Here is an 11629-nt window from a genome sequence, read left to right on the forward strand (position 1 = left end):
TGACTCGATGACATTACAAACGGTCATATTCTTTGGTCAATATGACTTCGGAGTGTCGGACGCGACACCCGGGGCGTCATGCCGCGTCGGCCCGGACCTGTCGGCAGAGATCGCGCACCATCAGGTTCTCCAGCCGGCTGCCGCCGCTGCCCGGCGGCACCACGCTGCTGGAGAGGAAGGAGACCACCAGGTCCTGGTCGAGGTCGGCCACGACCATGCCGCAGCCGTAGGCGGTGTGACCGGCCACCCGGGCGCCGCTCGGGGCGGTGAACCAGGCCCGGTCGGTGCACATGCCCAGGCCCCAGGCGAGCTCGAGGTCGCCGAAGTTGCGGTCGGGCAGGCCGGTGCGGTGGTCGGCGGTGAGGATGTCCACCACCTCGCGGTTCAGCCCCAGGTCCGCCCAGCGCTCCGGCGCGGCCAGACACTCCGCCAGGCGGGCCAGCTCGTTCGCCGGGCCCCAGGCCCCGGTGCCGGCGAGGTGCGGCGCGAGCACCTTGTCGGACACCCGCTGGGTCGGTACCTGGCGGCCGTCGACCTGCTCGTACAGCCCGATCGGGCGCGGCGGCCGGGCCGCCGGGGTGCCGGCCTCGCCGAAGACCGTGCGGGTCATGCCCAGCGGCCGCAGCACCCGGTCGGCGACGTACTCGGCATAGCCCAGGCCGGACAGGCGCTGGACGATCTCGGCGACGACGACCCATGACTCCATCGCGCTGTACCAGCCGCCGCTGCCGGGGGCGCCGGTCAGCTCGATGGCGCAGGCCGCGGCGAACGCCTCCTCGTGGCTCAGCCCCGAGAAGGGGCGGTCGACGCTCTCCGCCCGGAACGGCAGGGAGTGCGACATCAGGTGCGCCAGGGTCGCCCGCTCCTTGCCGTTCACCGCGTACTCGGGGACCAGCTCGGACAGCGGCGTGTCCGCGGAGACCGCCCCGGTCCGCAGGAACTGGCCGATCGCCAGTGCGCCCAGCAGCTTGGTGCAGCAGATCCACGGCAGCTGATCGTCGACGGTCAGCGGAACCCCGGGCTCGATCTCACCGAACGCCTCGTCCAGCAGCACCTCGCCGCGCAGCGACACCTGGAGCTGGATTCCGAGATGCGTTCCCTCCCGGACTGCGGCCAGGGCCCGGTCACGAACATTCTCTATCGCCTTCAAAGCTCGCCTTTCCATGGTGAACGATCCCTTCCGGGGTTCACCATGCCAGTCCATGACCGCCAGTTCAAGAAGCATGACAGACTTTATTGACCACCGAGTCATATTCTGAGTATCGTTCGAGCCGTCGGTTCCGTACGGGTGGGGAGTCCCCCTCCCGCTCTGCTCCGACCGCCATCCATCCGCCCTGAACGCGAGGACCGACATGGCCGAGCCGCATACCGACCACACCGTTCCGCTCGGCAGTACGGGCTGGCGCCTGTGGCGCGAGGCGGTCCTGCGCAGTGCCGGCTTCACCGCCGATCGGCTCGGCGCGCTGGTCGATCCCGTCCTGGCGGCCGCCGCGGACGAGGCCGCCACCGGAACGGCGGCGGACGGGTACCGGCAGGCCTTCGAGGAGGCGGCGGTGCGACTGTCCGAGGCCGTTCGCGCCACGGCGGCGGAGCCCCGTTTCCGGGAGGCCGTCACCTGGCAGAACCGGCGGCTGCTCACCGACTGCCTGGACAAGGCGGCCGCCGGCGAACCCCGCAACGTGCGCGGCCGCTCCCATGAGCACGCCATCGCCAGCTACCTCCAGCGATATGCGGTGAAGAACGACACCATCGGGTTCTTCGGGCCGGTCGGCTGGGCGGAGTGGAGTGACCGGCCGGAGGCCCTCGCGGTCGAGGCGGGCAAGGACCTGCTCGCTCGCCGCACCGTCTACTTCGAGTCCTGGGCGATCGACACGCTCGCCCGGACCCTGAGCTCCGATCCGGACCTGCTCCCCTGGCTGACTCCCCGCCTGTCGGCCGCCGACCGTCTCGGCGACGGCGTGCTGCACCGCGCGGGGAAGGGCGAGCAGCCGCTCGGTCCCCTGGAGGCCGCCGTGCTCGCCCGGTGCGACGGCATCCGGACGGCGCGGGAGGTCTGCGAGGCCCTGCGCGACTCGGGAGCCCACGCCGAGCCCGAGGTGCTGGCCGTGCTGACGGATCTGCGCGACCGCGACCTGGTCACCCTCGATCTGGAGGGCCCGGTGGAGGCCTGGCCGGAACAGAGCCTGCGGGCGAAGCTCGGCCGGATCGGCGATCCGGCCGTACGGGACCGCGCGGTGGCCGTCCTCGACGGACTCTGCCGGGCTCGTGACGCCGTCGCTGCGGCGGCCGGGGACGCGGAGGCGATCGCCGCCGCCGTGGACGCCCTCAACGCCGCCTTCGTGGCCGCCACCGGAACGGCAGCGGAACGCCACCACGGACGCAACTACGCCGGCCGGACGCTGGTGTACGAGGACTGCGTGCGCGACGTCCGGGTCCGGCTCGGTACGGCGCTGCGCGACGAGCTCGCCGCCCCGCTCGGGCTGGTCCTGGACAGTGCGCGCTGGTTGGCGGGCCGGATCGCCGACGAGTACCGGGTGCTGTTCCTGGGGGTGTTCGACCGGTGGTCGGCGCGGTCCGGCGAGTCGGCCATGCCGCTCGCCCGCCTGCTCGCCGCGGCCACACCCCACCTCTTCTACTCGGCCCGGGCGCTGCCCGCCCCCGTCCGGACCGCGGTCGCGGAGTTCCAGGCGCGCTGGCAGCGGGCCCTCGGTGAGGCGGACGGGCCGGGCCCCCGGGTCTTCACCAGCGAGCAACTGGCGGAGCGGTTCGGCCGCGAGTTCCCGGCGGTCCGACCGCCCTGGGCCGCCGCGATCCACCACTCCCCGGACCTCATGATCGCCTCGCCCMCCGCGGCGGCGGWGGGCGAGGGCCGCTATCTGGCCGTGCTCGGCGAACTGCACACCGCGCTCAACACCATGGAGAGCCGGGTCTTCGTCGAGCAGCATCCGGAGCCGGAGCGGCTTCGCGCCGCGGACGCGGCCGACCACGGCGGCCGGCGGGTCTATCTGGTGCCGCCGAAGGACTGGCCCACCGTCACCTCCCGGCTGGCGCCGCCGTCGGCGCTGCTGTCGCCCGACTACACGTACTGGACGCTCCGTTCACCCAGCGTCGAGCCGCCCGGCTCCGTGCTGACCCTCGCCGACCTGTCGATCCACCGTGTGGACGGCGGGCTCGTCGTCCGGTCGGCTGCGGGCGACTTCGGCTGCGATCTGCTGGAGATGCTGGGCGAGTTGCTGTCCGGGGTGACGGTCAACAGCTTCAAGCCCTTCGCCCCCGCCGTGCACCGGTCGAGGGTGACCGTCGACCGGCTCGTGATCGCCCGGGAGTCCTGGGCGATCGAGGTGGAGACGCTGGCGTGGACGGCCCTGTCCGACGAGGCCGAGCGTTATCGGGCGGCCCGTGCCTGGCGGTCCGAGGCCGGTCTGCCGGAAAGGGTTTTCTACCGTTCCCCCACCGAGGACAAGCCCGCTTTCCTCGATTTCGGGAGCATTCCCCTGATCAACATGTTCGCCAAGACGGTCCGCCGGGCTGCCGAGCTGCGCGCCGCCACCATCGGCCTGACCGAGATGCTGCCCGACCTGTCGGACACCTGGCTCCGCGACGACAGCGGTGCCGGGTACACCTCGGAGATTCGCGTGGTGGCCGTCGACCAGGCGGCATGACAAAGTTTATTGACCATCCAGTCATGACATCTGTAGTGTTCGATCAATCCCATGTGAAAGGTGCTCAGGAATGAAGCCGACTGCCGCGGTCACCGACCCGGACCGTTTCATCAAGATCCTTGACGACCCGGCCATGCAGCTCCTGGTCCGCCTTCAGGACCAGCTCCTCCACACCACGGCCGAGTTCTGGAAGGAGCGCCGCGCACTCAACCTGCACCTGCCGATCACCACCGGATCGGTCTCCAGCCCGATGGGGCTTGGCAGCGACAGCCTGCCCGTCCAGATCGAGCTCTTCGGCGAGAAGGTGTACCTGGCCGACTCGATGCAGTTCCTGCTGGAGTACGGCTGTCGGATCGCCCCGGAAGGCGCCTGGTACCTGATGCCGAGCTTCCGCGGTGAGGAGGCCGACAAGACCCACCTCAGCCAGTTCTTCCACAGCGAGGCAGAGATCATCGGCGGCCTCACCGACGTCCAGGACGTGGTCGGCCAGTACACGCGGACGCTGGCCCGAGCCGCTCTGCGGGAGTTCGAGAGCGAGCTGGCCTCGGTGGCCGGTTCCGTCGACCACATCGTCCGCATGGCGGAGACCGAGGTCATCCCGCAGCTCAGCGTCGACGAGGCCGTCGACCACCTGGGCAACGACCCGGAGTGCGTGCGCCACGACCCGGCCGGCTTCCGGACCATCACCCGGGCCGGTGAGCGCAGGCTCATGGACGAGATCAGCCCGGTGCTGTGGCTGAGCCACTTCGACCACCTGTCGGTCCCCTTCTACCAGGCGTACGAGCCCGGCACGGACAAGGCGCGCTGCGCCGACCTGCTGCTCGGCATCGGCGAGGTCGTCGGCGCCGGCGAGCGGCACGTCGACGGTGAGCAGACCCGCAAGGCGCTCGCCCACCACGAGGTCCCCGAGGAGGACTACGACTGGTACGTCCGGATGAAGTCCGAGCGCCCCATGCTCACCTCGGGCTTCGGTCTCGGTGTCGAGCGCTGGCTGATGTGGCTGCTGCGCCATGACGACATCCGGGACCTCCAGCTGGTGCCGCGCATCAACGGCCTCACCCTGGCTCCTTAGGGATGGGCGGGTCCGTTCTCGCCTCCCCCGCCGGACGGTGGGGGAGCGACCGCGCAACAGCCTCCACGACGGCCCTGCGGAGGCGGATAGCCTGCGACTTCGTCGACTCCTACCCGCAGGCCCGGCAGGTGCCGGCCGTGGGCATCTCCTCCGGGGTCGACCGCTCCGTCCACCTCATCGGATCGTCGATCAGCGCACTGAAGCCCTGGATTCCGGGGGGAGTCCCGGCGGGCGGGGTGCTCGCGGTCCAGCCGGCGGTCCGGACCCAGAACCTCAGGACCCTCGGTGACTGTGCCACCCCCTTCAGCTGGGGCGGCCACTTCACCAACTTCTCGATCGCTCTCCCGGCCGGCGCCGGACCGGCACCGGCCGGGAACACCCTGGCCTTCTTCCTCGATCGCTGCGGGTTCGGCCCCGAGGACGTGCTGGTCCGTGCCAGTCGCGCCCACCACAGCCTGTTCCCGGCGATCGAGGTCTTCGCGGAGCGGGTCAGGGTCGAGTGGGACAGCCGGGCGCCGAAGTACTACACGCACTCCATCGGCATCCCCGGCGTCCAGGGCGTGAACTTCAACGTCGCGCTGCGCCACCCGGTGACGGGTGACTACGACGACGTGGGCAACTACATCGACTTCACCCCCGGCGAGGGGGGCCCCGTCGCGGAGCCGTTCACCGAGATCGGGTTCGGTGACACCACCGTCCTGCGGGCCCAGCTCGGCCTCGACCACGTGCTGGACGCCTTCCCCTTCCCCGCCGGGCCCACCGCCGGTCACTGGGCCAACCGGCATCTGCAGGACGCGTTCCTGGTGTCCGCGGTCCTCTGGAACGAGGGGCTGCGGCCGTCCAACCGGGACGCCAGGGCCAAACTCCTGCGGAAGTACCTGGAGGCCTGCCGCACGGCCGTCGGCCGGTCCGGCGTCGGCCGGGAAGAGCTCGGCGAGTGGCTGCACGGCCTTTACACGGCGGAGGGATTCGCCCAGGCCGAATTCGACGGAATCTGGTCAGAACACCTGGAGATCAACCTGTGGACCTGAAATACAAGAACGTCGCATCCGTGTACGACCTCGTGTACGAGTCGCGCACCGAGGACGTCGAATTCTATCTGGAGCAGGCCGCCAAGGCTGCTCCGAAGCGCCTGGCGGAATTCGGCTGCGGAACCGGACGAGTCACCCTCAAGCTGGCCGAACGACTGCCGGACACCCACATCATCGCGGTGGACATGGACGCCGACGAGGTCGAGGTCCTGAACGACAGCGTGCGTGCCCGGGGCCTCGACACGATCGAGACCCGCTGCGAACTCATCCAGTCCTTCCAGGGTGAGGACGTCGACCTGGCGATCGCCCCCTTCCGGGTGTTCCAGCACGTCACCGAACCGGACGAGCTGGAGGCGTGCCTGAAGCAGGTCGCGCAGAGCCTGCGGCCGGGCGGCGTCTTCATCTTCGACCTGTTCAACCCCTCGATCCCGCTGCTCTCCAAGACCGGCGTCATCGCCTCCCAGGTCTTCGAGGACAGCGAGGGCTACCGCATCGAGCGAGTGGTCAACGTCAACGACCGGGACCACTTCCGGCAGACCCAGCTCATCGAAGAGGACTACACGGTCACCACGCCCGAGGGCGAGACCTACGACCTGCACTGGCACTACCAGACGCGCTACTACTTCCTCGGGGAAGTGGTGCCGCTCATCCAGCGCGCGGGATTCGACGTCGTCCGCATCGACTCGGACTACCGGGGCACCCCGTACGGCGACGGGGAGTACCCCGGCGACCTCGTGTTCCATCTCGTTCGCAACTAACAGCAAGTCAAGCCACCGCGACGGAGTCACAGAACAATGGCTGAAGCACCGGTCCTGGAGCAGGACCCCCATCTCCCCCTCTCGGTGGAAGCCCAGGCTTCCCCGCTCTCCCTGCTGCAGGGGGAGACCCGCACCCCCGGCCGTCCTGGCACGGCCGTCGCGGTCGAAATCGGCGGCCAGGCCCAGTCGTTGCGCCAGACGTTCGCCGAGGCGGGTGAGGCCCGGGTGCTCACCGCCGACAGCGAGGCCGGTCTGCGGGTGCTGCGGGCCACCGCGGCCCTGGTGCTGGCGATGGCTGTCCGCGAGGAGTTCCCGGACGCCCTGCCCGCCGGCTCGGGCCCCGCCGAGGACGGCTTCTACGCCGACTTCGCCGAGCTCGAGCCGGTCACCCCCGAGGTGCTGAAGCGTCTCGACAAGCGGATGCGCCGGATCGTCAAGCGCCGGCTGGCCGTCGACGCCCACCGGATCGCCTCCGTCGAGGAGGCCGGTGTGCCCGCGGCCGGCAACCGGTTCCTGCTGGAGATCGCCGCGGAGGAGCTCGGCAAGGACGCTCCGAACGCCTTCCGCTACACCGTCGGCCAGGAGGGCGCCGAACCGCTGTGGACCGGGACCGGCACCGACGTGGTCGCCCCGCACAGCGGTTACCTGACGGCATTCGAGCTGACCTCGTCCTCCGCCGTGTACTGGCAGGGGGTCGAAGGAAACGAGAGCCTGCAGCGCATCAAGGGCACCGCTTGGCCGGACGAGGAGGCCCTGGCCCGCCACCGCGAGTTCCTGGAGGAGGCCGCGCGTCGGGACCACCGCCGCCTCGGCTCCGAGATGGAACTGTTCACCTTCGCCGACGAGATCGGCCCGGGCCTGCCCATCCTGCTGCCGAACGGTGCCGCGATCCGCGACGAGATGCAGCGGTACTCGCTCGACAAGCACCGCAAGTCCGGCTACACGCTGATCAACACTCCCTTCATCGCCAAGGAGGAGCTCTTCCTGCGGTCGGGGCACCTCCCGTACTACGCCGACGGAATGTTCCCCGGCATGGCGGTGGACGGCAGCGAGTACTACCTCAAGGCCATGAACTGCCCCATGCACGCGGTGGTGTTCAAGAATCGCGGCCGCTCCTACAAGGAACTGCCGCTGCGCCTCTTCGAGTTCGGGTCGGTGCACCGGTACGAGCGGTCGGGCACCCTGCACGGCCTGACCCGGGTCCGGAACATGACCCAGGACGACGCCCACATCTTCTGCACCCAGGAGCAGATCCAGGAGGAGCTGAAGACGGTCCTCGCCTTCGTGCTGGACCTGCTGCGCGACTTCGGCCTGAGCGACTTCTACCTCGAGCTGTCGACCCGTGACGACTCCGACAAGTTCATCGGCAGCGCGGAGGACTGGGAGACCGCGACCCAGGCCCTGGTCGCGGCTGCCGAGTCCACCGGGTTGGAGCTCGTCCCCGACCCGGGCGGCGCGGCGTTCTACGGCCCCAAGATCAGCGTCCAGGTGCGTGACTCGCTGGGCCGGAACTGGCAGATGTCGACCATTCAGCTCGACTTCCAGACCCCGGCGCGATTCGAGCTGCTGTACCAGGCCGCCGACGGCTCCCGGGTCCGCCCGGTGATGATCCACCGCGCGCTCTTCGGCTCCCTGGAGCGGTTCCTCGGGGTGCTCATCGAGCACTACGGCGGGCAGTTCCCGGCGTGGATGGCACCCGTCCACGTGGCGGGCGTGCCGGTGCGCAGCGACGCCGAGTCCGGCCACACCGACTACCTTGCGAAGTTCTTCGGCGAACTCCTGGAGTCGGGTGTCCGCACTCAGCTCGACGCGTCCAGCGATCGCCTGCCGAAGAAGATCCTGAACGCCCAGCGCCTGCGCGCACCTTTCGTCGTCGTCGCCGGCGACCGGGACGTGGCAGCGGGTACGGCGTCGCTCCGGTTCCGGGACGGCTCGCAGGAGGCGGACCTCCCCCTCGCGGAGATCGCGGACCGGATCCTTCGCACCATCGCCTCCCGCGAGACGGCAAGCCCCACCGCCGCCGCGCAGGCGGGCCAAGACGTGTGACATGCCGGGAGTCACTTTTCCACCGCCGCTGAAGCCGGGCGACGAGATCCTGGTGGTGTCCCTGTCCTCCAACACCGCGTCCAGGTTCGACCGCAGGCTCCGACGGGGTGTCCTGGAACTGGAGCGGAGCGGGTTCCGGGTCCAGCTGGGCGCCCACGTCTCCGACAGCCGCAAGCCCGGTGCGGAGAGCATCGCGACCCGGATCTCGGACCTCCACCGCGGGTTCGCCGACACGAACGTCTCCGCGATCGTGTCGGCGATCGGGGGCTGGGCCTCGCACCAGCTGCTGGACTCGGTGGATCTGGAGTTGGTCCGCGCCAATCCGAAGTGGTTCATCGGCTACAGCGACACCAGCTCGTTCCACCTGTTCCTGAGCGAGCGGGCCCGGCTGGCGAGCGTCTACGGTCCGGCGGTCCTTCCCCAGTTCGGTGAGTTCGGGGGAGTCCGCCGGTACTCCCTGGACTCCCTCCTCGAGGCGACCCGGGGCGAGGCGTACGAGGCGTCGTGGGCCGACACCCGGGTCGACGAGAGGCGTCGCTGGGAGACCGAGGACGGCGTGCGGAGGGCGGCGGTGCGGAGCTCCGCACCCCTCGTGATCAGGGAGGGGTTCGGGCGTGGCGAGGTCCTCGCGCTCAACCTGGAGACCCTCATGTCGCACGCCGGGACCCCGTACTGGCCGAGGCTCTCCGAACGCATCCTGCTCGTCGAGATCTCCGACAGCGCACTCGAATGGCAGGCCCTGCGGCTCGTGCACCAGCTGAGCCAGCAGGAGGAGTTCGGGAGGATCGCCGGGCTCGCCCTCGGGCGGATCCCGGCGGGTGTCGAGATCGACACGAAGGAAGTCCTCAAGCGGCTGCGCGAGGTGACCAGTGCGATGGCGGTACCCGTGGTGGCCGATCTTCCGTTCGGCCACGTCGACCCCATCATGTCGATCACCCTCGGCAGGACCGCCGAACTGACAGCAGAGGCGAACGGACAGGTGTCACTGCGCTTCGACGCAGTCCCGGGCGCCTGACGGACACGGCCAGAAAGGTCTACCCAGCTCATGCCAGGAACATCGCGACCGGCCCACGAGGCCGCAGCCGCGCAGGCGGCGCCCCGAAGCGGCGGCGGATGCCCCGCACACGGGGATGTCGACCGACTGCTCACCGGCGACCCCTACCAGGCCTACTCGATGCTCTGGGCCACCGGCGAGGGAGCCAGCTGGCACGAGCCGACCCGGTCCTGGTACGTCACCGACCCCGCGCACGTACGGGAGATGCTGACGGACCGTCGGTTCGTCGCGCGGGGCGCCTCCCCGTTGGAGCCCGCGCTGGTGGGCGCCCCGGGGGCCGAGACGGTCGAGGAGCTCGAAGCCTTTCTGGGCTGCTGGCCGGTGTTCTCGGACGCGCCCGCGCAGCGTGCGGCCAGCCGGACCCTGCGGCGGTACTTCTCCCGGGCCCGCGCCGAACAACTGCGGCCGGCCCTCCGCTCCTCCTTCGAGGAGATCAGCGAGCGGACGGACGGCCGCAGGCCGGTCGCCACCTTCGCCCAGCCTGTGAGCGAGGTGATGCTCTCCCTGCTGCTGCAGCTGCCCGCGGAGGAGATCGACCGGCTCCGGGCGATGACCGCGCCGACCATCGGCTACCTCTCCAACGACGGTCAGGACGTCCGGATGGCCCGCGCCGCCCTGGACCGGATCGAGGAACTGGAGGAGTGGCTGGCCGCACGCGGCCGCAGCGGCGAGGACTGGCTGCTGAACGAGCTGAACGCGGCCGGTGTACAGCTGTCCAGGCGCGAACTGGCCGCCGTCTACATGCAGATCGTCACCGGAGCCCTGGATCCGACGTCCAATGCGCTGGTCGGCGCGCTGCGGTTCACCCGGCACGCGCCGCAGGCACAGGAGCTGGCCGCCGCCGGGGACTTCGCCGGCCTGGTCGAGCTGTGTCTGAGCCGCGACACGGGCTTCCACTTCGCACCCCGCCGGTCCCGGTGCCCGATCACGTTCGACGGTCGGGAGATCGCGGCGGGGGAGCGCGTGGTCGGCGTACTGGCCTGGGCCGCCGCGGTCGAGGCCACGACCGGTGACGCTCCGGTCGCGGCCGACTCCCCGGGCGGCGGCACCTCGCTGGCCTTCGGCCACGGGCGGCACTTCTGCCTCGGCGCCGGCATCGCCCAGGTCACCCTGGAGGAGGCGCTGCGGAGCGTCCTCACCCGCCGCGACCTGGCCGGGCTCGACCTCGACTCCGTCGAGCGGGTCCCGGCCCTCGGCGCATCCGTCTACCGGGACCCGGTCCCGATGGTGTGACGGCCTTGGGGGGTCTGTGGCACCGTGGTCGGGTGAATCGTGATCCGATCGACCAAGCCCGGCGTCTTGTCCGCGACCGTTTTCCCGGTGCTCTTGCCGTGGTGCTGGCGGGGTCCACGGTCTCGGGGCGGGCAACTGCCGGCAGTGACCTGGACATCGCGGTCCTGGTCGCCAGCGGCGGTGAGACGTACCGGGAGACGCTCCGCTTCGAGGGCCGGGTGGTGGAGCTCTTCGTCCACACCCGGGCCGGTCTGCGTGATCTCTTCGCGGTCGATCTCGCCACCCGCCGCGCGGTCATGCAGAGCATGTACGCCACCGGCCTGGTCCTGGTCGACACCGACGGCGAAGCCGGGCGGGCCCGGACCCTGGCAGAGACCGACCTCCGGCAAGGCCCGGCCGCACTCGACCCGGACACCGTGGAGACCAGACGCTACGGACTCACCGACGCCCTGGACGACCTGCACGACGCGACCGACGTCTTCGAGCGCCTGGCCATCGCCGGATTCGTCCTCAACACCGCAGCCGACCTGCTCTGCGACCACCACCGGGCCTGGACCGGCAGCGGCAAATGGCTGCCCCGACGCCTCCTCGAGGCAGACCCCGAACGCGGCACCACCCTGCTCGAAGCCCACGCCCACCTGTCCCGGACCAACAACCCCACCCCCCTCATCCAAACCGCCACAGCTATCCTCGACCTCGCCGGCGGCCCACTCCGCGAGGGCTACCGCCGAACCTGGCACGGCGTCATCGAATCCGTCACCACCAACCGCTGA

General features: G+C 70.4%; 9 protein-coding genes. 8 read left to right on the forward strand and 1 reads right to left on the reverse strand.

The window, feature by feature from the left end; genetic code table 11:
* Positions 1-76: 76 nt before the first annotated feature.
* On the reverse strand, positions 77-1150 hold the full coding sequence (locus ACXJMZ_RS24920) for a serine hydrolase domain-containing protein (protein WP_457032284.1): 1074 nt from the start codon (positions 1148-1150) through the stop codon (positions 77-79).
* A 202-nt stretch (positions 1151-1352) separates the two neighbouring features.
* Here ACXJMZ_RS24920 and ACXJMZ_RS24925 point away from each other — a divergent pair, with 202 nt between their 5' ends.
* The 8 genes from ACXJMZ_RS24925 to ACXJMZ_RS24960 all read left to right on the forward strand — a co-directional run bounded on the left by ACXJMZ_RS24925 (position 1353) and on the right by ACXJMZ_RS24960 (position 11629).
* Positions 1353-3662, forward strand: a complete 2310-nt coding sequence (locus ACXJMZ_RS24925; protein WP_457032285.1) for a lantibiotic dehydratase — start codon at positions 1353-1355, stop codon at positions 3660-3662.
* A gap of 70 nt (positions 3663-3732) precedes the next feature.
* Positions 3733-4734 (forward strand): amino acid--tRNA ligase-related protein, encoded by a 1002-nt coding sequence (locus tag ACXJMZ_RS24930; RefSeq protein WP_457032286.1) that lies wholly within the window; start codon positions 3733-3735, stop codon positions 4732-4734.
* 137 nt (positions 4735-4871) lie between these two features.
* The gene (locus ACXJMZ_RS24935) at positions 4872-5765 is read left to right on the forward strand and encodes a hypothetical protein (RefSeq protein WP_457032287.1); all 894 of its coding nucleotides are present in this window, start codon (positions 4872-4874) and stop codon (positions 5763-5765) included.
* A gap of 20 nt (positions 5766-5785) precedes the next feature.
* On the forward strand, positions 5786-6523 hold the full coding sequence (locus tag ACXJMZ_RS24940) for a class I SAM-dependent methyltransferase (RefSeq protein WP_457032288.1): 738 nt from the start codon (positions 5786-5788) through the stop codon (positions 6521-6523).
* Positions 6524-6559: 36 nt separating this feature from the next.
* Positions 6560-8569, forward strand: coding sequence for a threonine--tRNA ligase (gene thrS / locus ACXJMZ_RS24945; protein WP_457032289.1), 2010 nt, complete (start codon positions 6560-6562; stop codon positions 8567-8569).
* A gap of 1 nt (position 8570) precedes the next feature.
* Complete coding sequence (locus tag ACXJMZ_RS24950; protein ID WP_457032290.1) at positions 8571-9584, forward strand: S66 peptidase family protein; 1014 nt, start codon at positions 8571-8573, stop codon at positions 9582-9584.
* 30 nt (positions 9585-9614) lie between these two features.
* Positions 9615-10856: a cytochrome P450 gene (locus tag ACXJMZ_RS24955; protein ID WP_457032291.1), complete on the forward strand. Its 1242-nt coding sequence runs from the start codon at positions 9615-9617 to the stop codon at positions 10854-10856.
* Positions 10857-10888: 32 nt separating this feature from the next.
* Positions 10889-11629: a nucleotidyltransferase domain-containing protein gene (locus ACXJMZ_RS24960; protein ID WP_457032292.1), complete on the forward strand. Its 741-nt coding sequence runs from the start codon at positions 10889-10891 to the stop codon at positions 11627-11629.

This window comes from Kitasatospora sp. P5_F3, assembly GCF_054049135.1.

What these genes read in the sequence shown, in the direction of transcription:
- ACXJMZ_RS24930 (WP_457032286.1), top strand. Translation starts at nt 3,733, where the DNA reads ATGAAGCCGACTGCCGCGGTCACCGACCCGGACCGTTTCATCAAGATC.
- thrS (WP_457032289.1), top strand. Translation starts at nt 6,560, where the DNA reads ATGGCTGAAGCACCGGTCCTGGAGCAGGACCCCCATCTCCCCCTCTCG.
- ACXJMZ_RS24950 (WP_457032290.1), top strand. Translation starts at nt 8,571, where the DNA reads ATGCCGGGAGTCACTTTTCCACCGCCGCTGAAGCCGGGCGACGAGATC.
- ACXJMZ_RS24955 (WP_457032291.1), top strand. Translation starts at nt 9,615, where the DNA reads ATGCCAGGAACATCGCGACCGGCCCACGAGGCCGCAGCCGCGCAGGCG.